This is a genomic window from Gephyromycinifex aptenodytis (assembly GCF_012277275.1).
Classification (GTDB): Bacteria; Actinomycetota; Actinomycetes; order Actinomycetales; family Dermatophilaceae; genus Gephyromycinifex; species Gephyromycinifex aptenodytis.
This window is the reverse complement of sequence record NZ_CP051155.1, coordinates 1,408,952-1,431,821: the sequence shown is the minus strand read 5'-3', so window position 1 is coordinate 1,431,821 and position 22,870 is coordinate 1,408,952. Positions and strand designations below refer to the sequence as shown.

Genomic DNA, 22,870 nt, shown 5'->3' with positions numbered 1-22,870 from the left:
CATGTCACACACCATTTATCCAGAACCGGCGACCCGGTCCGAGGAGGAGGGAATGCTCCACGGTCTGTACCGCGAGGGCGACCCCATCTCTGACGCGAAGGCACCCGCCGGCCCCATCCAGGGTCGTTGGAGTCAGCGCAAGTTCGATGCCAAGCTGGTCAACCCTGCCAACCGACGCAAGCTGTCGGTGATCGTCGTCGGCACCGGCCTGGCCGGTGGCGCGGGAGCGGCCACGCTGGGCGAAGCGGGCTACAACGTCAAGGCGTTCTGCTACAACGACAGCCCGCGCCGGGCGCACTCGATCGCGGCTCAGGGCGGCATCAACGCGGCCAAGAACTACAAGGAGGACGGCGACTCGACCTACCGTCTCTTCTACGACACGGTCAAGGGCGGTGACTACCGCTCGCGTGAGTCGAACGTGTACCGCCTCGCTGAGGTGAGCGCCACGATCATCGACCAGTGCGTGGCCCAGGGTGTCCCCTTCGCTCGTGAGTACGGCGGCCTGCTCGATAACCGTTCCTTCGGTGGCGTGCAGGTATCCCGTACGTTCTACGCGCGTGGCCAAACCGGTCAGCAGCTCCTCATCGGCGCCTACCAGGCGCTGGAGCGTCAGATCGCTGCCGGCACCGTGGAGATGTTCACCCGTCACGAGATGGTCGAGCTCATCGTCGTGGACGGCCGCGCTCGCGGCATCATCGCTCGCGACATGGTCACGGGCGAGATCGAGACGCACCTGGCTGACGCCGTCGTGCTCGCCTCCGGTGGCTACGGCAACGTCTTCTTCCTGTCGACCAACGCGATGGGTTGCAACGTCACAGCGACGTGGCGCGCCCACCGCAAGGGTGCTTACTTCGGGAACCCCTGCTACACCCAGATCCACCCCACCTGCATCCCGGTGCACGGTGACAAGCAGTCCAAGCTCACCCTGATGAGTGAGTCACTGCGTAACGACGGGCGTATTTGGGTGCCCAAGCGCAAGGAAGACTGCGACAAGGACCCGCGGCAGATCCCCGAAGAGGACCGCGACTACTACCTGGAGCGCATCTACCCCAGCTTCGGAAACCTGGTTCCGCGTGACATTGCTTCGCGCCAGGCGAAGAACATGTGTGACGAAGGCCGTGGGGTCGGCCCCGAGGTTGCCGGCCAGGGTCGTCGCGGCGTCTACCTGGACTTCGCAGAGGCCATCGAGCGGATGGGTCGCGACGCGGTCTCGGCCAAGTACGGCAACCTGTTCGACATGTACGAGCGGATCACGGGTGAGAACCCGTACGAGGTGCCGATGCGCATCTACCCGGCCGTGCACTACACGATGGGCGGATTGTGGGTCGACTACGACCTGGAGTCCACCATTCCGGGTCTGTTCGTGGCGGGCGAGGCGAACTTCTCCGATCACGGTGCGAACCGGCTGGGTGCTTCGGCGCTGATGCAGGGTCTGTCCGACGGCTACTTCGTGCTCCCGAACACGATCCGCGATTACCTGGCCAGCGGGCCCTACCCGAAGGTCGACGAATCGCACCCGGCCGTTGTGGAGGCACAGGAAGCTGTGCGTCGCCGCATCGAGCACTTCCTGACCTGCAACGGCACCCGTTCTGTGGACTCCTTCCACCGCGAGCTCGGCCTCCTGATGTGGGAGTACTGCGGTATGGAGCGCACCGAAGAGGGCCTGAAGTATGCAATTGAGAAGATCCGGGAACTCAAGAAGGAGTTCTGGAGCAATGTGCGTGTGCTCGGTGGAGCTGAAGAGCTCAACCAGAGCCTTGAGAGGGCCGGCCGCGTGGCCGACCTCATCGAACTCGGTGAGCTCATGTGTATCGACGCGCTGCACCGCCGTGAATCCTGCGGTGGACACTTCCGCGCCGAGAGCCAGACCGAGGAGGGCGAGGCCCTGCGTGACGACGAAGACTTCGCGTACGTCGCTGCGTGGGAGTGGGCCGGCGAGAACGAGCCGCCCGTCCTGCACAAGGAAGACCTCGTATACGAGTTCGTCGAGATGAAGCAGCGGAGCTACAAGTGAGAATCACACTCAAGATCTGGCGTCAGGCGGGTCCGAAAGACTCCGGTCGCGTCGCGACGTACCAGGTAGATGACGTTTCCGAGGACATGTCGTTCCTGGAAATGCTCGATGTCCTCAACGAGGACCTCAACGACAAGGGTGAAGAACCCATCGCCTTTGACAGCGACTGTCGTGAAGGCATCTGCGGTCAGTGTGGTGTGGTCATCAACGGCCAGCCGCACGGCCCAGAGGTCACCACGACCTGCCAGCTGCACATGCGCTCGTTCAAGGACGGTGACACGATCACGGTCGAGCCGTGGCGCGCCTCGGCGTTCCCGGTGATCAAGGACCTCGTCGTCGACCGTGGCGCGTTCGACCGCATCATTCAGGCGGGCGGGTTCATCTCGGCCAACACGGGTGCGGCTCCAGAAGCGCACGCGGTACCGGTCCCGAAGAAGAAGGCCGACCGGGCCTTCGAAGCGGCGGCCTGCATCGGTTGCGGTGCTTGTGTGGCTGCGTGCCCGAACGCTGCCGCAATGCTCTTCATGGGCGCCAAGATCACCCACCTGGGTGAGCTGCCGCAGGGCCAGCCGGAGCGCTGGAACCGCGTCAGGGCCATGGTCAACCAGCACGACGAGGAGGGCTTCGGTGGTTGCACCAACATCGGCGCCTGCTCGGCAGCCTGCCCCAAGGAGATCCCGCTTGACGTGATCTCCACGCTCAACAAGGACCTGTTCACCTCTTTGCGTAAGTGATCCGTAGGTTCTTCTGCAGGTAAGCAGCGGCCCGTCCCGAGTCATCGGGGCGGGCCGCTGTATATCTGCACCTCAGGGTCGCCGGCGGGCTTGCGTCGCGCTGCGGTCTTGGGGCGGGACACATTGCGCGGCCGTGGTTGCCCGGGCAGTCGCCGTCTGCCAGGAGCCGTGATTGGTAGCTCTGGTGGCCGGTGTGATCGCCACGCCGGCCGTCCCCGCAGCGCCCTGGTTGGTTCGGCTGTTCCCCGACTCTGCCTTTCCACCCGACCGGCGCGAGCTGGCCGTCGCTTTCGCCTACATCGCGCTACCAATCCGTCGAGCCCCAGCAGGGGCCGGGACGGTCGCCGGAACCTGTGGGGTCACTCCCGTAGCAACCGGCTGACTTATATCTTCCTCTCGTGGCCGCCAGGGCGGACCGCTGATGTGGTGATGACGAAAGGCGGCCCGAGGGCTGCGAGGGTCGACGGGGAACTGAGGATTACAGCGCCAGGGCAGGGGTCTGCCACGAGGCTGCCAGAGGCCGGGCCTTCCGGACCGCCACTGACGTCAGGGGTGGCCAACGGGGCAGTTGCGTCATCGATGCGGCACCGATGCCTGAAGACTTGCCCACTCGTTGCCGGGTGCGATGGTGGCGCCGGGCACGGATGTGTGCGCAGCGGTAGCCGACCCGGGTCGGCACCGAACAAGTCTGCGGTGTCGTGGCGGGGGTCACCCGCGCGGCGCCTCCAAAGTCGACCTACCCCAACGCAAAGCAGCGGCCCGTCCACCGGTGGTGGACGGGCCGCTGCCGTGTGCAGCGCCGCTGGGGCGGCCAGGGGGTCTGTCAGGAACGAGCGATGAAGATCTGGCTCACGTTTTTGCGAGCGCCCCAGGCGAGCTTGGGCGAGGCTTTCGCGCCCCGTCCGAGTTCCCAGGCCACCACGTAGCTGCCGCCTGCCTTGGCCGTGCTGAGCTTGGCCGTAGTGCGGACATCGCCCACTGCGCGGGTCGTCTTAGCGTTGATGGCCTTGATGACCTGAGCCTTGGTGGCGTTGGCCGGGACGCTGACCGTCACGAACTGCCAGCGGCTGGCGCCCCAGAGCGGGCGGTCCTCGCGGTACCCGAGGCGAGAGTCGTTGTCTAGCGAAGCGACAACGCGGGCCTGAGCAGCGTTCTTCGGCATGTAGCGGTCAACCTGGAAGGTGCGCGTCACCATCCGCCCGGCTGGCTTGGTCTGGGTCGGGGTTTCCGGCTTCTGCGGCTTGGGAGCCGTCGGCTTGGCCGGTGTGGGCGCCGGCGTGCTGGGCTTGGAAGGCGCAGGCTTGGTGGGTTCCGGCGTGCTGGGCTTGGTGGGCTCCGGCGTGCTGGGCTTGGAAGGCGCAGGCTTGGTGGGTTCCGGCGTGCTGGGCTTGGTGGGCTCCGGCGTGCTCGGGGTGGTCGGGGTGGTTGGCGTCGGGTTCGGCGTGCTCGGGGTGGTCGGCGTCGGGTTCGGCGTGCTCGGCGTGGTCGGCGTCGGGTTCGGCGTGATCGGCGCAGGGGTCAGATTCACGGTCTGGCCCTTGTCGTTGATGTCTTGGTGGACGGCGACCGGGGTGGTGTTGCTGCCGAGGTAGACCTGTTCGAAGGCGACGAGGTCTCTGCCGGCGTACTCGGCCAGTTGTTCCTTGGTCAGTTCGAAGGTGACTGTGGCGGTGCCGTTGCCGGTGGCGTCGGCGGTGAAGGTGCTCTGGGCGGTGATTCCGGTGGCGACGGGGTTGCCGTCCTCACCCTTGACCATGAGTTCGCCCTTGAGGGTGTATTCCTTGCCGCCGATGAGGCCGGTGTAGGCGACCTCGTCGTTGATGGCTGCGCCGGTGCTCTGGGAGTCGACGATCTTGTCGCCGTCGGCCTTGTCACTGGCGGTGGTGCCGATGACCGGGTTGATCCGCGTCAGGGTGACGGTCTGGCCCTTGTCGTTGATGTCTTGGTGGACGGCGACCGGGGTGGTGTTGCTGCCGAGGTAGACCTGTTCGAAGGCGACGAGGTCTCTGCCGGCGTACTCGGCCAGTTGTTCCTTGGTCAGTTCGAAGGTGACTGTGGCGGTGCCGTTGCCGGTGGCGTCGGCGGTGAAGGTGCTCTGGGCGGTGATTCCGGTGGCGACGGGGTTGCCGTCCTCACCCTTGACCATGAGTTCGCCCTTGAGGGTGTATTCCTTGCCGCCGATGAGGCCGGTGTAGGCGACCTCGTCGTTGATGGCTGCGCCGGTGCTCTGGGAGTCGACGATCTTGTCGCCGTCGGCCTTGTCACTGGCGGTGGTGCCGATGACCGGGTTGATCCGCGTCAGGGTGACGGTCTGGCCCTTGTCGTTGATGTCTTGGTGGACGGCGACCGGGGTGGTGTTGCTGCCGAGGTAGACCTGTTCGAAGGCGACGAGGTCTCTGCCGGCGTACTCGGCCAGTTGTTCCTTGGTCAGTTCGAAGGTGACTGTGGCGGTGCCGTTGCCGGTGGCGTCGGCGGTGAAGGTGCTCTGGGCGGTGATTCCGGTGGCGACGGGGTTGCCGTCCTCACCCTTGACCATGAGTTCGCCCTTGAGGGTGTATTCCTTGCCGCCGATGAGGCCGGTGTAGGCGACCTCGTCGTTGATGGCTGCGCCGGTGCTCTGGGAGTCGACGATCTTGTCGCCGTCGGCCTTGTCACTGGCGGTGGTGCCAATGGCCGGGTTGACTGTTTTGTTGTCCCAGTTCACCGAAGCGAAGGCTGAGGCGGTCGTCGCTGTGGTCGTGGCGGTGATGAGCGCCTGGGTGGTGATGGTGGGGTGATCCCACACGGTCCCCATCGGAATGCTCACGCCGTGGACCTCTGCGTTGATCAGCACGCTGCCAGGAGCGGTGCCCGCGGGAACCTGGACGTACAGGTCAGAGTCGACGGCCACCTGGCCACTGATCGGGTTTCCCTGCTTGTCAACGAGTGTCACACCAGCGGGGACAGCGGTCTTGCCTTCGGCGGGCACGAGGTTCACGGTCGCTGCAGTGGTGCCCTTGAGTTTGATGGGCCCCACCAGGCTGCCCGCCTGCCCTGTGATCGGCGCGCCGGAGAATCCGACGTTGAGGGGAGCGTTGACTGTCGCGGACTTGGCGCCCTCGATCAGGTAGTCATAGATCTTCTTGCGCTCAGCGCGGTCGAAGTCACCCTGCTGCGTCCAGTCGAACTCGACACCGTCGGTGAGGTGCCACACTGCCGACTGGACGGCGGCGGCGATCTGCGTTTGGGGCAGGTCTGCTCGGACGCCGGTCTTCGCCCGGAAGTCTGCCGCGTCAACCTGCGGGTAAGAGTTCGCCAGAATCCACGCCACCTGGGTTTTGTTCTTCTCCCAGTTGGGGGCGGACGAGCGGTAGGTGTCCCAGTCGTAGGCGTAGTAGTACTCCCTGCGGCTCTCCATGACGTTCGAGACCGGGACGTCGTGCTCAATGCAGTAGACGTAGGTGTCGGTATTGCCGTCACGGTCGGTGTCGAGGCCCATCAGCCCAGCCTTCACCTTATCGGGCTGTCCGTTCTTTAAAGTGTATACGTCGGCATTGATTGGTGTCCGGTGCCATTCGGCTCCCTTGCCTAGGTCCCCTGCGGCCGTTGCTGCTGCGCTACCTGCGAGGCCGAGGCCTCCAGCAAGTGCCATCGCGGCGATGACTGCGATCGAGCGCTGCGGCTTGATGCGCGATGTGGTGTTCATGAATGTCCCCCCTGGACAAGTGGGCCCCTCAGCCCGGTGCGGTATGACCGGCCTTGTGGTCTTCGCGTCGGTGGTAATCCCGGTGCGAGTCGTACTCGGCCTGTCCGCCGGTCCCATAACCGGCTATGTCGGCTGCGCTTGGTTTCCCCCCATTCGCGGCGACATCATCAGTATGCCCGTCCAAGTCGATCGACCGTTCAGATCTTGGATACAACTGTCCAGGACGCCTCCCATACGGCCGTCCAGAAGGATTGCGGACTGGTCGCCGGCCCAGTTGTGAGAAGCGCAATGGTGCAGCGAAACAACGAGGTTCGCCCTGCCCGGGCAAGGCTGACGCCCATTCGTTGACCGCGGTGAACCAGGCTGGCTGCCCGGGCTTGCGGAACGGGCAGCCGGGTGCTGTCGGACGCATCACGGCCCCGCATCCGAGGTGGATGCGGGGCCGTGGGCGATGAGGCCAGGCTCAGTTCTGGGCGTAGTCCTCCGGGTCATTGGAGGTGCGGATGAGCGCGATGGTCGAAACGATCAGGCCACCCCAGACCAGCAGGATTGACAGGATGAGGAAAGTCAGCGCGATGGGTGTCATCAGTGCTCCTTGCGGGGGTCGATGTGGTCCTCGGAGCGAACGGCCGGGTCGTTCGTGCCGTGGCTCTGGCTGTCCGGGTGTGGCGCAGCGTGCGAGCCGTGCGGGTGGTCGTAGATGATCGGCTCCGGTTCGATCGTGGTGTGAACCGGGGGGCCTTCGTCCGCATCGTCATGCGCAGAACGCGCGTCGACGTCCGTGCGCCAAGGGATGAGAGTGAACACGACGGCCAAGACTGCGACCGCGGCGACTGCACCCCAACCGAAGGTGTTGGTGAACCAGGCCGGGTAGGCGTCGTAGCCGTCCCGAGCCAGTGCGATCACCGTGGTGGCGAGCATGACGATGAGCGCCAGGGGAGTGATGACTCCGACGAGCACCCGCCACCAACCACCGATCGGGATACTCGAAATACCGTTCAAGTGACGCTGCAGCGCCGGCAAGCGGCCCAGCGCGTAGGTGACGACCAGCGTCATCAAGATCGCTGAGGTGACCACGCCGATCTCGTTGATGTACTTGTCGACGACGTCGAGCAGGTTCAGACCGTTGGTGGTTGAGAACAACATGATCGACATCACCGCCGACAGCCCGCCGATACCCAGCACCGCACCGATGCGGGAAAGCCCGAGCTTCTCCTGGAACGCAGCCGTGACCACCTCGAGTAGCGAAATGATCGAGGTCAAACCGGCCAGCACCAGGGAGGTGAAGAACAGCACGCCGAAGATGTTCCCGCCGGGCATCTCACTGATGACCGTGGGGAAGGTGATGAAGGACAATCCGACGCCGGTGATGCCTTCGAGCTCGGCAACCGTTTTCTGTTCAGCGTTGGCCATGAAGCCCAGGGTGGCGAACACGCCGATACCAGCGAGGATCTCAAAGGAGGAGTTCGCGAACGCAGCCACCAGACCGGTGCCGCCCAGGTTGGCGCGGCGCGGCAAGTAGCTGGCGTAGGTGAGCATGATGCCGAAGGCGATCGAGAGCGAGAAGAAGATCTGGCTGTAAGCCGCGATCCACACGCCGGGCTTGGCCAACGCTGCGAAGTCCGGGGTGAAGAGGGCGTTCAAGCCATCGAGGGATCCCGGCAACGTGAGCGCCCGGATGACCAGCCCTGCGAACAGCACGAACAACAGCGGCAAGAAGATCTTGTTGGCCTTCTCCAAGCCCTTCTGGACGCCGGCCGCCATGATGAAGAGCACGACCACCCAGACAATGACCAGCGGGATCATCACGCCGGGCACCACGTCGAAGGTGACCCCGGGGTCGCTTACCTTGAGGAAGTCTCCGACCAGGAAGCCGGCTGGGTCGTCGCCCCAGGCCAGGTTGACCGAGAAGCCCACATAGGAGACGGCCCAGGCGATGACGACGGCGTAATAGACCGTGATGACGAAGGCGATGAGCGTCTGGAACCAACCCAAAGGTTCGGCGCCCCGGGCAAGTCGGCGGAACACCGCAGGCGCCGAGCCGCGGTAACGGTGGCCCAGCGCGTAGTCGAGGAAGAGGATGGGGATGCCGGCTGTCAGCAGTGCCACCAGGTACGGGATGAGGAAGGCGCCCCCACCGTTGGTGTAGGCCACCCCCGGGAACCGCCAGATATTACCCAGGCCTACTGCCGAGCCGATCGCGGCAAGAAGGAACCCGAGCTGCCCGGACCACTGTTCACGGTGCGGCGCGCCACCGGTTGCGGGCGGCGAGGAAGTAGTGCTCATCGACGAGACTTTCGGTCAGAGGGAACGCGTGTTCGCAGGGTGGCGGAACGCGCACGATCGATCGAGCAGGTGCGCGCTGATCGGAGTCGACGACACGCACCTGGGTACCTGTGTTGTAGGCCACACGATAAGGGCTGGCTTCAGGCGGTCAATGATTGAGCAGGAATCTCCACGAGATAATCCGTGGGCGGTCCATCTGTGCCTCTGAACGGCGGTGGCCGTAGCGCCCGATCTGCCGCTGGGTGGGCGCAGAACGGGGAGAAAAGCCCGAAGCCCGCCCATGGTAGCGACCGGCCGCGTCCTGCTGGCGCAGGAACGCGCAAGCGGTGATGGCACCGGCCGCGACGGGCCCGCCGGTGCCGTGGCGACGCAGGTTGCGCGCTCACCTCTAGACTCCATGTCATGCATGTGCTTTCCGCTGTCGCCTGGCCTTACGCCAATGGACCCCGTCATATCGGCCACGTCGCCGGATTCGGCGTCCCCTCCGATGTTTTCAGCCGCTACATGCGGATGGCGGGGCATCAGGTGCTGATGGTCAGCGGCACCGATGAGCACGGCACCCCCATTCTCGTCGCGGCCGACGCCGCGGGTGTTCAGGCTCAGGATCTCGCCGACGAGAACAACCGCATCATCGTCGAGGACCTGGTCAACCTCGGCTTGAGCTATGACCTGTTCACCCGCACTACGACCCGCAACCACTACGCAGTGGTGCAGGAACTGTTCCGGGTCGTGCACGCGAACGGTTACATGGTCGAGCAGACCACGCACGGCGCCATCAGCCCGAGCACCGGGCGCACGCTGCCGGACCGCTACATCGAGGGGACCTGCCCGATCTGCGGCGCCACCGACGCCCGCGGCGACCAGTGCGACACCTGCGGCAACCAGCTCGACCCCACAGACCTCATCAACCCGGTGAGCCGGATCAACGGTGAGACCCCGAAGTTCGTCGAGAGCCAGCACTTCTTCCTCGACCTACCGGCGCTGGCCGAAAGCCTGGGTGCCTGGCTGGACGAACGCGAGGCTGACGGTTCGTGGCGCCCGAACGTCATCCGATTCAGCAAGGGCCTGCTGGCAGATATGCGCCCGCGCGCCATGACTCGCGACATCGACTGGGGGATCCCGATCCCCTTGGACGGTTGGCGTGACCAGCCGACCAAGCGGTTGTACGTGTGGTTCGACGCGGTGATCGGTTACCTGTCCGCCTCCATCGAGTGGGCACGGCGCACCGGGGACCCGGAACGCTGGCGAGAGTGGTGGACCCCCGGCAAGGCCGACGACGGCCAGGTGTCCTACTACTTCCAGGGCAAGGACAACATCACCTTCCACTCCCAGATCTGGCCGGCGGAGTTGCTCGGCTACATGGGCAAGGGCGCCTCGGGCGGCGAGCCCGGCGTCTACGGCGAGCTCAACCTGCCCACCGAGGTGGTGGCGAGCGAGTTCATGACGATGGAGGGTAAGCAGTTCTCCTCCAGTCGCGGCGTGGTCATCTACGTCCGAGACATGCTCAGCCGCTACCAGCCGGACGCGCTGCGCTACTTCATCTGTGCCGCTGGGCCGGAAACCCAGGACAGTGACTTCACCTGGTCTGAGTTCGTGACTCGAACGAACTCAGAGTTGGTCGCCGGGTGGGGCAACCTGGTCAACCGAACCGCAGCGATGATCGCCAAGAACTTCGGCCAGATCCCGCCGCTGGGCCCGACGGAAGCCATCGACGAGGAAATCCTGGCCGCGGTGCGCGGCGGGTTCGACACCGTAGGTGGGTTGATCGAACGCCACCGACAGCGCCAGGCGATTGGTGAGGCGATGCGGCTGGTCGGGGAGGTCAACGGCTATGTGAGCCGCACGGAGCCCTTCAAGCTCAAGGGGGAAGACCAACGGGAACGGCTGGGGACGATCCTGCACGTGCTCGCGCAATGTGTCAGCGACCTCAACCTCATCCTGAGCCCCTTCCTGCCGCACGCCTCCAACCGCATCGACGCGGTTTTCGGTGGCACCGGTGAACTGACGCCGATGCCGCGCATCGAAGAGGTCGAGGATTTCGACGTCGACGTCGAGGGTCTGCCGGAGTCGGTTCCCCAGGCGCGTTCCTATCCGGTCATCACCGGTGACTATTCGGGCTTCCCCGCCTGGAAGTCCCGGCCGGTGACTCCCGGAACGCCGGTCAGCAAGCCCAGCGGAGTCTTCGTCAAGCTCGACCCCGACGTGGTCGCAGCCGAACTAGAGCGCTTGCGTGGCGACAGCCCCGGAGCTGAACCGGCCGCCGAGTCGGGATCGTGACCGAGCGCGGCAGTCACCCCAGCGCGCCGGACCCGCTCCCGGTCCCGGTAGCGGACAACCACGCCCACCTGGACATCCGCCGGGACGACGACGAGAACTTCGCCCCGTCCCTGGACGAACAGGTCAGTCGAGTTCTGGCCGAGGCAGCCTCGGTCGGAGTCGACAGGGTCGTGCAGATCGGCTGCGACCTGGGCAGCGCCGCTGCGACGGTCTCGTTGCTGGAGAGGCATCCGAGACTGCTGGGCGGGGTCGCGCTGCACCCGAACGAGGCACCCGTGCACGCCGAGCGCGGCGAGTTCGAAAGCGCCTTCGCCGAGATCGAGCGACTCGCCGCGCACCCGCGGGTCCGCGTCATCGGCGAGACCGGCCTGGACTACTACCGCACCCCGCCGTCGGGGCGGCAGTCCCAGATCGAGTCCTTTCGCCGCCACATCGATCTGGCCAAGCGCACCGGCAAGGTGCTGCAGATCCACGATCGTGACTCCCACGAGGACGTGTTGCGAGTGCTCGCCGAGGAGGGCGCCCCCGAACGCACGGTGCTGCACTGTTTCTCCGGTGACATCGCGATGGCACGCGAGTGCGTGGAGCGCGGCTACTACCTCAGTTTCGCGGGCACCGTCACCTTCAAGAGCGCCCGCCCGCTGCGGGACGCGCTCTCCGTGGTGCCGTTGCAGCAACTGCTCGTCGAGACCGACTCGCCGTACCTGACGCCCAGCCCGCACCGGGGCGCGATCAACGCACCCTTCCTCATCCCGTTGACCGTGCGGGTGATGGCCGGGGTGTTGAACGTCTCGGTTCCGCAGCTGTGCACCGCGCTGTCCACGACCTCGGATGAGCTGTACGGCCCGTGGTGACTCCTGGCGACGACGGCCTACTCGGTGGGGTGGCCGTCCGGGAGCTCGCGGCCGCGCTGGGCCTGCGGCCGACCAAGCAGTGGGGCCAGAACTTCGTCGTCGACGCGAACACGGTGCGACGCATCGTCCGCCTGGCCGAGGTCGGCCCCGAGGACGTCGTGGTCGAAGTCGGGCCCGGTCTGGGTTCACTGACGCTGGCTCTGCTCGCGCAGGTGTCGCGGGTGGTGGCGGTGGAGGTCGACCCCAACCTGGCGCAGGCGCTGCCGAAGACGGTGCAGGCACGGGTGCCGCACCTGGGTGAGCGGCTTGAGGTAGTGGCTGCCGATGCGTTGACGGTGCAGACTCTGCCCGGCCCGGCGCCGACCGCCCTCGTGGCGAACCTCCCCTACAACATCTCGGTTCCGGTGATCCTGCGTTTCCTGGAGCAGTTCCCCAGCATCCGACGGGTCCTGGTGATGGTCCAGCTCGAGGTCGCGCAGCGTTTGTGTGCCGCGCCCGGATCGAAGATCTACGGGGTTCCGAGCGTGAAGGCAGCCTGGTACGGCAACGCCCGCCTGGCCGGGGAGGTGCCCCGCTCGGTGTTCTGGCCGGTGCCGAACGTCGGTTCGGGCCTGGTCGCCCTCACCCGAGGCCTGCCGCCAGCGCAGGACGTGGAGCGGGAAGCGGTCTTTAGGGTCGTCGATGCAGCCTTCGCCCAGCGGCGCAAGACACTCCGGGCTGCGCTGGCCGGGGTGGCCGGTGGCCCCGGCGCGGCCGAAGAGGCACTGCGAGCGGCCGGTATCGACCCCAGGATGCGCGGGGAACAGCTGGATGTGCACGACTTCACCGCACTGACCCGCGCCCTGACCCGATGACAACCGGCCTCCGGAGCAACTCGGACGTTCGGTGACGTCGCGCCCGCACGATCAACCCAGCGCAGCGGCAGCCACATCCTTAGCAGAGTTGGCCGCCAGGCGCCGGAACTGCCTCATTTGGGGCGGTCGCGGGGCCACCAATTAGGGTGATGGTCATGACGTCATCGGTGGGAGATCCCGGAGTGAGGGTGCGGGTGCCCGCCAAGATCAATCTAGAACTTAAAGTCGGGCCACGTCGTGAGGACGGCTACCACGAACTGGCGACGGTGTTCCACGCCGTCGACCTCTTCGACGACATCACGGTCACCCCCGCCGAGGAGTGGGGGGTGGCAGTCATCGGACCCTACGCGGATCTGGTGCCGGCCGACTCCGAGAACCTGGCGCTGGCCGCGGCTCAACTCTTGGCCGAGTCGGTCGGCCAGGAGGCCGAGGTGGGTCCGGTCCACATCCGCATCGACAAGTCGATCCCGGTCGCGGGCGGGATGGCGGGCGGCTCAGCAGACGCGGCCGGTGCGCTGGTGGCGTGCGACTCGCTCTGGGGCCTGCGTAGCGGTCCGGGACTGCTGCATGAGTGCGCAGCTTCGCTGGGTAGCGACGTCAACTTCGCGCTCGCCGGGGGGACCGCCCTCGGTTCGGGTCGTGGCGAGAAGGTCGTGCCTGCCCTGTCGCGGGGGAACTACCACTGGGTACTGGCCGTCAGCGATGAGGGTCTCTCCACCCCGTCGGTTTTCGCTGAACTCGATCGGCTGCGTGCCGACCAGGATGTCCCGCAACCGCAACCATCCTCGGCGATGATGGCGGCCCTACGTTCCGGAGACCCCAGCGCGCTCGCGGGGGCGCTCGACAACGATCTTCAGCAGGCCGCGATCTCACTGCGACCAGACCTCGGGGAGGTCATCGATGCGGGGATCGAGTGCGGAGCGTTGGCTGGGATCGTTTCCGGTTCCGGACCGACCATCGTCTTCCTGGTCAAAGATCATGACGCCGGGCTCGACTTGAGCGTCGGGTTGGCCGCCAACCGCGTCGTTGCTCAAGTTCATCGAGCCGCCGGGCCGGTCCCCGGCGCACATGTGCTCACCACTGCCAACGAGATCGGGAACGCACGCTGATGGCCAATCTTATTTCGGTCGAACGGGCTTCGCTCTCACTGGGCACCACGCTCATCCTGGATGAGGTTTCCTGCGGGGTGCTTGAGGGCGACCGGATCGGCGTCGTCGGTCGAAACGGTGGCGGTAAATCGACGCTTTTGCGGGTGCTGGCCGGGTCGCAGGACGTCGATTCGGGTCGGGTGGCCCGCGTCGGTGGCTTGAGCATGGGGATGCTCACCCAGGCGGACACTCTCGACCCGCAGGCCACCGTGCGTCAGGTGGCGGTCGGTGACCGTGCCGAGCACGACTGGGCCGGAGACCCGCGTGTCCGCGACGTCCTGGAGGGCTTGCTGGGCGGCTTGGACGCCCCCGACCTGGGCGGTTTCGAGGCCAAGGTCGGGCCGTTGTCCGGCGGTGAGAAGCGCCGTCTGGCGCTAGCCGCGCTACTGGTGCAAGACCCCGACGTCATCCTGTTGGACGAGCCCACGAACCACCTCGACGTCGAAGGGGTGGCGTGGCTGGCTGCGCACCTGTCCCAGCGCAAATCCCGGGAGGGCAGCGCCCTTATCGTCGTAACCCACGACCGGTGGTTCCTCGACGCTGTCGCCACCCTCACCTGGGAGGTCGTCGACGGCCGAGTCGAGGCGTATGACGGCGGTTACGCGGCGTATGTGTTGGCCAAGGCCGAGCGTGACCGGGTCGCCTCGGTGACGGCGGAGCGGCGCGACAACCTGCTGCGCAAGGAACTGGCCTGGCTGCGTCGGGGAGCGCCGGCCCGCACCAGCAAGCCCAAGTTCCGCATCGAGGCGGCATCGGCGTTGATCGAGGATGAACCGCCACCGCGTGACGAGGTCTCCTTGGTGCGGTTCGCAACGACCCGGCTGGGCAAGGATGTCGTCGACGTTCTGGACGCCAACCTCGCCTTCGGCGAGCGCAAGATCCTGGATCAGGTGACCTGGCGGCTCGCCCCCGGCGACCGGATCGGTATCGTGGGCGTGAACGGGGCCGGTAAATCCACCCTCATGCGGGTGATCTACGGGGATGTAGAGCTCGACTCCGGTAGGCGCAAGATCGGCAAAACCGTCGTTCCCGCGTACTTGACCCAGGACGTGCGTGAACTCGACGGGCTTGAGGACCACCGCGTCATCGACGCCATCAGCGAAGTGCGCCAGTACACCCGGCTGGGCGACAAGGAAGTCAGCGCCAGTCAGCTCGCCACGCGTCTTGGGTTCACCGGGTCACGGCAGCAGAGCCGTGTCGGTGACCTCTCCGGTGGGGAGCGACGCCGACTGCAGTTGTTGCGGCTGTTGATGACCGAGCCGAACCTGCTCATCCTCGACGAGCCGACCAACGACCTCGACATCGAGACCTTGACCTCCGTGGAGGACGTCTTCGACGGCTGGGCGGGAACTCTTCTCGTGGTCAGCCACGACAGGTACCTGCTGGAACGGATGTGTGACCGTCAGGTCGCCCTGCTGGGTGACGGTAAGGTCCGTGACCTTCCCGGAGGGGTGGAGCAATACCTGCAGTTGCGGGCTGGAGCGAAGGCGCGTGTCCTGGGGGAGTCGCGTTCGTCGGGACCGTCAGCGGCCACGGCCCCCGGCGCACCATCGGCGGCTCAGACGCGCGAGGCGCGCAAGGAGATGGGACGTATCGAGCGGGCGCTGGGCAAGATCGACGCTGCGGAGGCTCGCCTGCACGATCAAATGGCGGCCAAGGCCACCGATCACACGGCGGTCGCGGAGTTGGATGTCCAGCTGCGGGGGCTCATCGCCGAGCGCGAATCGCTGGAGATGCAGTGGCTGGAGTTGTCGGAGCTGCTCGACTGAGTCGCAGCCGGAACCGGCCGAGGTGATGCGCCCGGAGTGTCAGGCGCGGGCGGGGTGATGCTGCGGCTCAGGAGGGTTCCAGCGGCAGCAGCAACCGCCGCAGCAGCGTGGCCAGGACTTTACGTTCCTCGTGCCCCAGTTCGCCGAGCATCGCCTGCTCGCGGGCCAGCAGGTCGGCCAGTGCTGCGTCGACGACTTCTGCGCCGGGGGGCAGGAGACGCACTTTGACGCTGCGGCGGTCAGCGGGGTCGGGGCGGCGTTCGACCAGGCCGCGGCGTTGCAGGCGGTCGATGCGGTTGGTCATGGTGCCGCTGGTGGACAGGGTTTGCTGCACCAGCGCCCCGGGGGAGAGCTCGTAGGGTTGCCCGGCTCGCCGGAGCGCGGAAAGGACGTCGAACTCCCACCCGTCGAGGTCGTGCGCGTTGAAAGAGGTGGCGCGGGCGCGTTCGAGGTGCCGAGCAAGACGGGAAACCCGGGAGAGGACCTGCAGCGGCTCGGAATCGACATCCGGCCATTCCCTGGTCCAAGCGGCAACGATCCGATCGACCTCATCGTGCTGCTGGGACGGCTCAGTCTGTCCGCATGCCGTTCCCTCGCGCGTGTTCACCGTCCCAGGGTACGGCCGAGGGCGGGGCGCGCTGCGAGCACTGCGGCAACCTCGGGCCGGAACGACACTCAAAGGCCCCGTCCGGCGCCGGTGCACGCTCGAGCCTCGCCCGAAGCCCTCTCCCTGCCTTGGACACGACCATGAGGTAGGCGCGGCCGGAGACCGTGGAGACTGCCGCCGCGAGCATGACGCCGCCGCGGCGCCTGATCCGGTTCGGCAACAGCGCCGACCGGGTAACGGCCAGGCCAAGGGGCCCCAGCCGCGAGCATCCCCAGCGACAGGACGAACTGCTGCCAGGACGAGACTGTGCCGGGTGCCGAGGCAGGTGTGATGATGGGCAGGTCGGTACGGGGAGGGTGCGGTCATGGATCCGAACAGATTCCAGCAGTCACGCCGCGCTGCCCAGCGACTGCGCACCCTCGTCCCTGGAGGCGCCCACACCTACGCCAAAGGCCCGGATCAGTACCCGCAGGATTGTGCGCCGATCATTGCGCGAGGCGCTGGCTCCCACGTCTGGGACATCGACGGAAACGAGTACGTGGAGTACGGATCGGGGCTGCGCTCGGTCATCCTGGGCCACGCCCACCCGCGGGTCACCGAGGCGGTGAGCAAGCAGATTCGCTGCGGGACAAACTTTGTGCGGCCCTCGCTACTGGAACTGGACGCCGCTGACGCGTTCCTCGACGCCGTTCCCACCATGGAGATGGTGAAGTTCGCGAAGAACGGTTCCGACGTGACAACCGCAGCCGTCAAGCTGGCCCGCGCGTACACCGGACGCGACATGGTCGCGGTGTGTACCGGGCAACCCTTCTTCTCCACCGACGACTGGTTCATCGGGACGACACCGATGGATGCCGGCATCCCCGAAGCGGTGCAGAAACTCACAGTGGGATTCCCCTACGGCGACCTAGCCGCGATTGAGCGACTCTTCGTGGAGTATCCCGGTCAGATCGCTGCGCTAGTCCTTGAGCCGGAGTCTGGCGCGTTGGAACCGCCGCCGGGGTACCTGTGTCAGGTCATCGAGTGTGCGCACGCCCACGGTGCCCTTGTCATCGCCGACGAGATGATCACCGGATTCCGTTGGGCGCTGCAAGGTGCGCATGCCCTGGTTGGGGCGGTGCCGGACCTATGCACGTTCGGCAAGGGGATCGGCAACGGGTTCTCTGTCGCGGCGCTAGCGGGGCGGCGCGAGGTCATGGAGATCGGGGGTCTGGATTCGCAGCACGACCGGGTGTTCCTGCTCTCGACCACGCACGGCGCGGAATCCGGTGGGCTGGCAGCCCTCCTGGCCACGATCGAGGTGCATCGGGCCGAGGGCGTCTCGGACCAACTCGCCACCATCGGCCGGTCGCTACGTCAAGAACTCGAGCGCGTCATCGACGACGCGGGCCTGAGCGAGTATCTGAAGATCCTCGGCCGCGACTGCAACCTGGTGTTCGCCACACTGGACGCTCAGCAGCAGCCCTCGCAGGGGTTCCGTACGCTTTTCATGCGGCAGCTCATCCTGCACGGGGTTGTCGGGCCCAGCTTCGTGGTCAGTACCGCCATCAGCGCGCGCGATGTCGAGCACACCGCTGCCGCGCTCGCCGCAGCGGCGCCGGTCTATGCAGCGGCTCTTGAACGCGGTGACCCCGCAGCAGACCTGGGGGGAGCACCCGTCAAGCCGGTGTTCCGGCGCCGCGCCTGAGGCGTTACCGTGACTGCGGTCTGCGCCCAGCGACAAGGCGCAGCGTGATCGAAGGCGCGAACGTGGTGGTTGGGTGGCTGCTTCGAGGCGGCCGGAAAGTAGGGCTATATGCGCACTCAGATACGCCAACGCCTGCGGGAGGTCCTCCCGGCGCAGGTCTACGTCACAGTTCGCACGGCCCGCAACGCCGCTACCAAAGATCACCCCCAGGATGTGACGGCCGTTCTCGGTAAGGGCCGTAGCGGGTCGGCGATGTGTCGACCGTTAGAGCCCGGTGACGCCGACTCCTGGGGTGCGGCGATGCGCGCGAACTACACGCGCATGCGGCCGTGGTGGGGATTGCCGGAGGACATGGCCGTCGCGACGGATCGGGTGGCTTTCCACGAGCACCGCCGCACCTGGCAAGCGCGTGCTCGCTCCGGAACCGGGGCCTGTATGGCGATCATCGGTGCGGGTAGCGTCGTCGGTGAGATCCAGCTTTGGAATCTGCAGCCGCAGGGCCTCACCTGTGAGGTGGGGCTGTGGCTCTCACCGTCGTCAACGGTGTCGATCAAGCAGGTAGGGGCCTGTCTGGGCTTCGTCCTGGACAGGCTCATCAACCAGCTTGGTATTCAGCGCATCGACGCCCCGGTGGCCTGCGCCAACCACCTACCGCGCAGATTTCTCGCGCTCAGTGGCTTCGAGGTCGAGGCGACTATCCCCAAGTGGCGGGAACTGCACGGCGAGTTGGTCGACTACGACCTCTTCACCCTCACCCCCGCGCGGTGGGAGGCAGCCAAGATTCCCGGCCAGCGCCTGGTGGGTAGTTGGGAGCTAATCGACTGATTGCCCGGGCGTGACCATGCGAAGCGTCGGTTGTGGAATGACGAACGTGGCATCCAACCCGCCCGACCGGAGCTGGTGGATCACCTCCGCGGCGATGTCCCAGGTGAGGATGACTACCGTCTCGGGTGCCCGCCTGATCAACTCCTCGGGCGCCACGATGGGTATGCCTGCGCCGGGGATCCTGCGTCCATGCTTCGCGGGCGACAGGTCGGCGGTGAAGGGCAGCAGGTCGGGCCCGATCCCGGCAACGCCGAGCAGGGTGCACGACTTAGAACCTGCGCCGTAGCCCGCTACCGTGCGGCCGCGCCTGCGCGCCTCGGTGAGGGTCGCGACGAGGTCATCGCATACCCGTCGGGTGTCCTCGCCCAGTTGGGCGTAGCCCTGCGGTGTCGTCGCCCCGGCGGAACGCTCCTGCTCGAGGATGCGCGTCACGGCCGCAGACGGGCTGCCGCGGCGGCGGGCGACCGCGATCAGACAGCCACCGAAGACCTCCTCGCTCCAGGCATCGACGACGACCAGGTCATGACGTGCACAAGCCGCTGCCCAGGAGTGCAGGGAGAAGTAGAGCGGATGCCCGTGGCGCACAGTGTCGAACTGAGCCTCGCGCAGTTGACGAGCCGCATGATGGAACTCGACGACCAGGACCCCGTCGTCGGCAAGGGCGGCGACCCGCCGCGCCAGCGCTGCATCGGGTTGCTCGCTATGGATGATCGCTTGATTGTCGATGACCACGTCGGCGCGCTCGTGCACCGACAGTGCACCGGCTGCAGTGAAGGCCTCGATCCAGGACCCGCCGTGGTGACTGGAGAACTCCCGCACTCGCGGCGAGGTACCCAGTTCGAGTCGCCGGTAGAGCCGTGCCGTCACCTCCTGGGCATGCCTTTTCATCGTGGCGCTCTGCACGGCCAGCGCCGCCTCCTCCGGCGGCGAGGCGTGGTCGAGTTGGACGAGGGCGCACCGTAGGCACATCGCCAAAGCGAGGGGCCATGTCGGATCGGGACGCGGCGCCTCGACGAGGGGGAAGTGGTCGCAGGCAGGCTGCTGGCCGAGGTCGAGGACACGCTCCAGGGCACCGCCGCACAGACGGCAGTGGTCGAGGGCCTGGATGGGGTGGGCCGCGGCAGGCGTGACGTCGGCGGAACTCATGGCAGGGCGAGGTCCACGACGGCCTTCTCGCACCGGAACGCTTCGGCGTAGCGCTGCCGGCATTCCATCCCTCGCAATCGCGCCAGGGCGGCGAAGGTCTCCTCGTCCCACCAGTCCTTTCCGCGCTGACTGACGTAGTGCTCATCCAATGCCGCCCACTTCGCCGCAACGGCATCCTGGGTCAACGGGACGTAGAGGTTCGCCTGTGACGTGCCGAGGTCCCCGTCCCACTTGGGGATCTCGAACTGCCATACGAGGTGATCCCGAAACGCCGTGGGCGCCAGCTCTCCCAGGAGACGATGATCCTGGTGGGCGTCGAAACGTTGATGGGTCAAGACGAGGTCCCATGGTTCCTGGGCCAGTTCCGCCAGGATGTCTTTGACGCGGTCGTAGTCGCCCGGTAACCGCGTGTCGCGCAGCTCATGCACGACGACGTCGCTGGTAGCGGGCTCCACGAGAGCGCGGAGACAGTTTCGGGCCTCGCGCGCGCGCTGCGGGGTCGATGTCATCACGACGAAGGTGAAGCGGGTCTCTGGAGCTAGGCGCGCCCACGTGTGCAGGGTGGCGCCGGCCCCGATCTCGATGTCATCGCAGTGCGCGCCGACCGCCAGGACCGAACGCGGACCGGCTGAGGTCACTGCGTTCAGGGCAAGCATGTCAGCGGCCCGTCAACGGTTGGGGGATGAGAGGCTCGCGTACCTTCTCGCGCTCTCGCCACACTTGCCAGGGTGCGTCGCCGGCAATGGCCAGTCGGTCCAGGACAACTCGTTCTTTGACCGTGTCGGCTGGCATCCAGAAGCCGTCGTAGGGGTACGCCCGGACCCGCCCTTGGTGAGCTAGGCGCGTCAAGGTGTCGCCGACGAGGTCACGGCCCGGCTCCAGTTCGTCAAGCAACTCTCTTCGCATGACGAAGTACCCTCCGTTCTCGCGCATGGGCAACGTGGCGACGGAGCGGATGTCGCCGACGATGTGCCGGTCGTCGACCTCGATGATATGGAAGGCCGACTGTGGCGGAACGGCGAGCATGGAGGCGAGCGCGTCGCCTGCGATGAACTCGCGGATCATGTCGTCAAGGGGTGCGTCCGTGAGGACGTCGGCGTAATTGGCCAGGAAGAACTCGTCGTCGCCGAGGTGGTGGGCTACCCGCCGAAGTCGTTCACCGATCGGGGTCTCGACGCCGGTGTGCACGAAGGTGATCTTCCAGTCCGCGACGTCTGTGGCCAGGGGGCGGACCTGGCCCTTCTCGATGACGAAGTCGTTGGAGTGAGTCTCGTCGTAGTCCAAGAAGTAGCGCGAGATATGCCGAGCGCCGTACCCCATCGCGAGGATGAACTCCCGGTGTCCGAAATGGGCGTAATAGCGCATCACATGCCAGATCAGGGGGCGATCACCCACCATGGCCATCGGCTTGGGAACATCATCGACGCCATCGCGCATGCGCATCCCGAAGCCACCACAGAACAGCACGACCTTCATTGGGGCGACCCTTCCGGGGTGACGATATCCAGACTGGGCACGGCGAAGACGAGCTTGCCGCCCCACGTTGCCAGGGTCGGCGCCAGTTGAGCGGTGATCTCGTCGCGAAGGTTCCATGGCAGCACGAGAACGTAGTCGGGTTTGGCCTCTGCGATCGCCGAAGGAGGGCGCACCGGGATCCGACTGCCGGGCAGGAATTTGCCGTGCTTGTGGGGATTCATGTCCACGGTGAAGGGAAGTAGGTCTGCGCGGATGCCGCAGTGGTTGAGCAGCGTGTTCCCCTTGCCAGGAGCGCCGTAGCCCACCACAGTGCGGCCGTTTTCCTGGGCGTCCAGGAGGAACCGCAACAGTCCCCGTTTGACACTGGCGACAGCTGCCTCGAAACCGAGATGCCCCTGGAGGGTGTGTAGCCCGGCTTGTTTCTCGGCTGCGAGCACCTGAGCGACTGCCGGTGAGGGCGGCCGAGCGTGGTTTGCGTGCTGGGCATAGATCCGCAGCGAACCGCCGTGGGTGGGCAGCTCCATGACATCGACGACGACGAGCCCGCCCAAGGCCAGAGCCCTGCTCGCGGTGAGCAACGTGAAGTACTGGAAGTGCTCGTGGTAGATGGTGTCGTACTGCCGCAGCTCGATCAGTTTGGCCAGGTGGGGGACCTCGATGGTGAGAGTCCCTTCCTCGGCAAGCAGGGTCGCCAGCCCCTGGGTGAAGTCCCGAAGGTCGGGGACGTGGGCGAAGACGTTGTTCGCGATGACCAGATCCGCGCGCCCGTGCCGCTCGACGATCTGGGCGGCGGTCTGCGCACCGAGAAAGCACACCTGTGTCTCGATGCCCTTGTCTTTCGCCGCCCCGGCAGTGTTGGCGGTGGGCTCGATACCCAGACAGCGGATACCGAGATCGCGGACATGCTGCAGCAGGTAGCCGTCGTTGCTGGCGACCTCGATGATGAACGAGTCCCCGTCGAGCTGTAGCCGTTCGCAGGTGTCGTCGACGAAGCGCTTCGCGTGCGCGACCCAAGAAGTTGAGAATGACGAAAAGTAGGGATATTCGTCCGTGAAAATCGCTGCCGCAGTAAGTATTTCAGGGACTTGGACGAGAAGGCACTCGGTGCAGATGCGGGCGTGCAGGGGGTAGGCAACTTCACCCTGATCAACCTCTGCAGCGGTGAGAATGGCTTCGCACGGGGGAGAGGCGCCAAGGTCGACGAAGGTGGCGAACAACGGGGACTGGCAGATGCGACAACGAAGCGTAGCGACTGCACCCTCAGACATGGAGGTCTCCTCGCAGTAGCAGATGCCGTAGCAAATCAAGGCCGACACTGTCCAGGTTACGGGTAAATGTCTAAATTTTATGCTCAGGAACGTTCTGAACGCCGATGATGAGGTCAATGAACGGCAAGGGGGGGACACTTATTTACGCCAAGGGGTGTCAGCTACTTGTCCTGGCGGTTTGCGCCGAAAGCGTCGACGCGCGGGGCGACTCTGTGACCTGCGGGCTACGTCCTTGGGCCC

The 22,870-nt window shown here is 66.1% G+C and carries 17 protein-coding genes; 9 read left to right on the top strand and 8 right to left on the bottom strand.

Going from position 1 to position 22,870, the window contains the following annotated elements; genetic code table 11:
• Position 1: 1 nt before the first annotated feature.
• Together G9V96_RS06145 and G9V96_RS06140 are read left to right on the top strand one after the other, a co-directional pair.
• Complete coding sequence (locus G9V96_RS06145; protein WP_168582251.1) at positions 2-2,014, top strand: fumarate reductase/succinate dehydrogenase flavoprotein subunit; 2,013 nt, start codon at positions 2-4, stop codon at positions 2,012-2,014.
• Positions 2,011-2,748: a succinate dehydrogenase/fumarate reductase iron-sulfur subunit gene (locus tag G9V96_RS06140; protein WP_168582250.1), complete on the top strand. Its 738-nt coding sequence runs from the start codon at positions 2,011-2,013 to the stop codon at positions 2,746-2,748. The genes G9V96_RS06145 and G9V96_RS06140 overlap by 4 nt, the downstream gene beginning before the upstream one ends.
• Positions 2,749-3,571: 823 nt before the next feature.
• Here the strand turns inward: G9V96_RS06140 and G9V96_RS06135 are convergent.
• The 3 genes from G9V96_RS06135 to G9V96_RS06125 all read right to left on the bottom strand — a co-directional run bounded on the left by G9V96_RS06135 (position 3,572) and on the right by G9V96_RS06125 (position 8,719).
• Positions 3,572-6,433, bottom strand: coding sequence for a VaFE repeat-containing surface-anchored protein (locus tag G9V96_RS06135; protein WP_168582249.1), 2,862 nt, complete (start codon positions 6,431-6,433; stop codon positions 3,572-3,574).
• 463 nt (positions 6,434-6,896) lie between these two features.
• A complete protein-coding gene (locus G9V96_RS06130; protein ID WP_168582248.1) occupies positions 6,897-7,019 on the bottom strand; it encodes a methionine/alanine import family NSS transporter small subunit in 123 nt (40 codons plus the stop codon).
• A complete protein-coding gene (locus G9V96_RS06125) occupies positions 7,019-8,719 on the bottom strand; it encodes a sodium-dependent transporter (protein ID WP_168582247.1) in 1,701 nt (566 codons plus the stop codon). Before G9V96_RS06125 ends, G9V96_RS06130 begins: the two co-directional genes overlap by 1 nt.
• 402 nt (positions 8,720-9,121) lie before the next feature.
• Between G9V96_RS06125 and metG the strand changes: the two genes are divergently transcribed.
• From metG to G9V96_RS06100, 5 genes are all read left to right on the top strand, one after another.
• Positions 9,122-10,996: a methionine--tRNA ligase gene (gene metG / locus G9V96_RS06120; protein ID WP_168582246.1), complete on the top strand. Its 1,875-nt coding sequence runs from the start codon at positions 9,122-9,124 to the stop codon at positions 10,994-10,996.
• On the top strand, positions 10,993-11,850 hold the full coding sequence (locus G9V96_RS06115; RefSeq protein WP_168582245.1) for a TatD family hydrolase: 858 nt from the start codon (positions 10,993-10,995) through the stop codon (positions 11,848-11,850). Before metG ends, G9V96_RS06115 begins: the two co-directional genes overlap by 4 nt.
• A complete protein-coding gene (gene rsmA, locus G9V96_RS06110) occupies positions 11,847-12,704 on the top strand; it encodes a 16S rRNA (adenine(1518)-N(6)/adenine(1519)-N(6))-dimethyltransferase RsmA (RefSeq protein WP_168583870.1) in 858 nt (285 codons plus the stop codon). The genes G9V96_RS06115 and rsmA overlap by 4 nt, the downstream gene beginning before the upstream one ends.
• Positions 12,705-12,859: 155 nt before the next feature.
• Positions 12,860-13,813 (top strand): 4-(cytidine 5'-diphospho)-2-C-methyl-D-erythritol kinase, encoded by a 954-nt coding sequence (locus G9V96_RS06105; protein ID WP_168582244.1) that lies wholly within the window; start codon positions 12,860-12,862, stop codon positions 13,811-13,813.
• A complete protein-coding gene (locus G9V96_RS06100) occupies positions 13,813-15,621 on the top strand; it encodes an ABC-F family ATP-binding cassette domain-containing protein (protein WP_168582243.1) in 1,809 nt (602 codons plus the stop codon). The genes G9V96_RS06105 and G9V96_RS06100 overlap by 1 nt, the downstream gene beginning before the upstream one ends.
• A gap of 67 nt (positions 15,622-15,688) precedes the next feature.
• Here G9V96_RS06100 and G9V96_RS15080 read toward each other — a convergent pair whose 3' ends face one another.
• A complete protein-coding gene (locus G9V96_RS15080) occupies positions 15,689-16,228 on the bottom strand; it encodes a MarR family winged helix-turn-helix transcriptional regulator (RefSeq protein ID WP_226913517.1) in 540 nt (179 codons plus the stop codon).
• A 364-nt stretch (positions 16,229-16,592) separates the two neighbouring features.
• Between G9V96_RS15080 and G9V96_RS06090 the strand changes: the two genes are divergently transcribed.
• Both G9V96_RS06090 and G9V96_RS06085 read left to right on the top strand, forming a co-directional pair.
• Positions 16,593-17,915, top strand: a complete 1,323-nt coding sequence (locus G9V96_RS06090; RefSeq protein WP_168582241.1) for a glutamate-1-semialdehyde 2,1-aminomutase — start codon at positions 16,593-16,595, stop codon at positions 17,913-17,915.
• Positions 17,916-18,023: 108 nt separating this feature from the next.
• Entirely contained in the window at positions 18,024-18,740 is a 717-nt protein-coding gene (locus G9V96_RS06085; RefSeq protein WP_168582240.1) for a GNAT family N-acetyltransferase, read from the top strand.
• Here the strand turns inward: G9V96_RS06085 and G9V96_RS06080 are convergent.
• The 4 genes from G9V96_RS06080 to G9V96_RS06065 are packed head-to-tail and all read right to left on the bottom strand — an operon-like array spanning position 18,729 to position 22,630.
• A complete protein-coding gene (locus G9V96_RS06080) occupies positions 18,729-19,886 on the bottom strand; it encodes a methyltransferase C-terminal domain-containing protein (protein WP_168582239.1) in 1,158 nt (385 codons plus the stop codon). The two genes, G9V96_RS06085 and G9V96_RS06080, sit on opposite strands and share 12 nt — an antisense overlap.
• Positions 19,883-20,542: a PIG-L deacetylase family protein gene (locus G9V96_RS06075; RefSeq protein WP_168582238.1), complete on the bottom strand. Its 660-nt coding sequence runs from the start codon at positions 20,540-20,542 to the stop codon at positions 19,883-19,885. The genes G9V96_RS06080 and G9V96_RS06075 overlap by 4 nt, the downstream gene beginning before the upstream one ends.
• A 1-nt stretch (position 20,543) precedes the next feature.
• A complete protein-coding gene (locus tag G9V96_RS06070; RefSeq protein ID WP_168582237.1) occupies positions 20,544-21,362 on the bottom strand; it encodes a glycosyltransferase family protein in 819 nt (272 codons plus the stop codon).
• On the bottom strand, positions 21,359-22,630 hold the full coding sequence (locus tag G9V96_RS06065) for a class I SAM-dependent methyltransferase (protein ID WP_168582236.1): 1,272 nt from the start codon (positions 22,628-22,630) through the stop codon (positions 21,359-21,361). The genes G9V96_RS06070 and G9V96_RS06065 overlap by 4 nt, the downstream gene beginning before the upstream one ends.
• Positions 22,631-22,870 lie beyond the last annotated feature (240 nt).

Bases quoted from the DNA above. Each gene is read 5' to 3' on its own strand.
- G9V96_RS06065 (WP_168582236.1), bottom strand. From the start codon at position 22,630: ATGTCTGAGGGTGCAGTCGCTACGCTTCGTTGTCGCATCTGCCAGTCC.
- metG (WP_168582246.1), top strand. From the start codon at position 9,122: ATGCATGTGCTTTCCGCTGTCGCCTGGCCTTACGCCAATGGACCCCGT.
- G9V96_RS06085 (WP_168582240.1), top strand. From the start codon at position 18,024: ATGCGCACTCAGATACGCCAACGCCTGCGGGAGGTCCTCCCGGCGCAG.
- G9V96_RS06100 (WP_168582243.1), top strand. From the start codon at position 13,813: ATGGCCAATCTTATTTCGGTCGAACGGGCTTCGCTCTCACTGGGCACC.
- G9V96_RS06090 (WP_168582241.1), top strand. From the start codon at position 16,593: ATGGATCCGAACAGATTCCAGCAGTCACGCCGCGCTGCCCAGCGACTG.
- G9V96_RS06135 (WP_168582249.1), bottom strand. From the start codon at position 6,433: ATGAACACCACATCGCGCATCAAGCCGCAGCGCTCGATCGCAGTCATC.
- G9V96_RS06080 (WP_168582239.1), bottom strand. From the start codon at position 19,886: ATGAGTTCCGCCGACGTCACGCCTGCCGCGGCCCACCCCATCCAGGCC.
- G9V96_RS06075 (WP_168582238.1), bottom strand. From the start codon at position 20,542: ATGCTTGCCCTGAACGCAGTGACCTCAGCCGGTCCGCGTTCGGTCCTG.
- G9V96_RS06145 (WP_168582251.1), top strand. From the start codon at position 2: ATGTCACACACCATTTATCCAGAACCGGCGACCCGGTCCGAGGAGGAG.
- G9V96_RS06105 (WP_168582244.1), top strand. From the start codon at position 12,860: ATGACGTCATCGGTGGGAGATCCCGGAGTGAGGGTGCGGGTGCCCGCC.
- G9V96_RS06070 (WP_168582237.1), bottom strand. From the start codon at position 21,362: ATGAAGGTCGTGCTGTTCTGTGGTGGCTTCGGGATGCGCATGCGCGAT.
- G9V96_RS06130 (WP_168582248.1), bottom strand. From the start codon at position 7,019: ATGACACCCATCGCGCTGACTTTCCTCATCCTGTCAATCCTGCTGGTC.
- G9V96_RS06125 (WP_168582247.1), bottom strand. From the start codon at position 8,719: ATGAGCACTACTTCCTCGCCGCCCGCAACCGGTGGCGCGCCGCACCGT.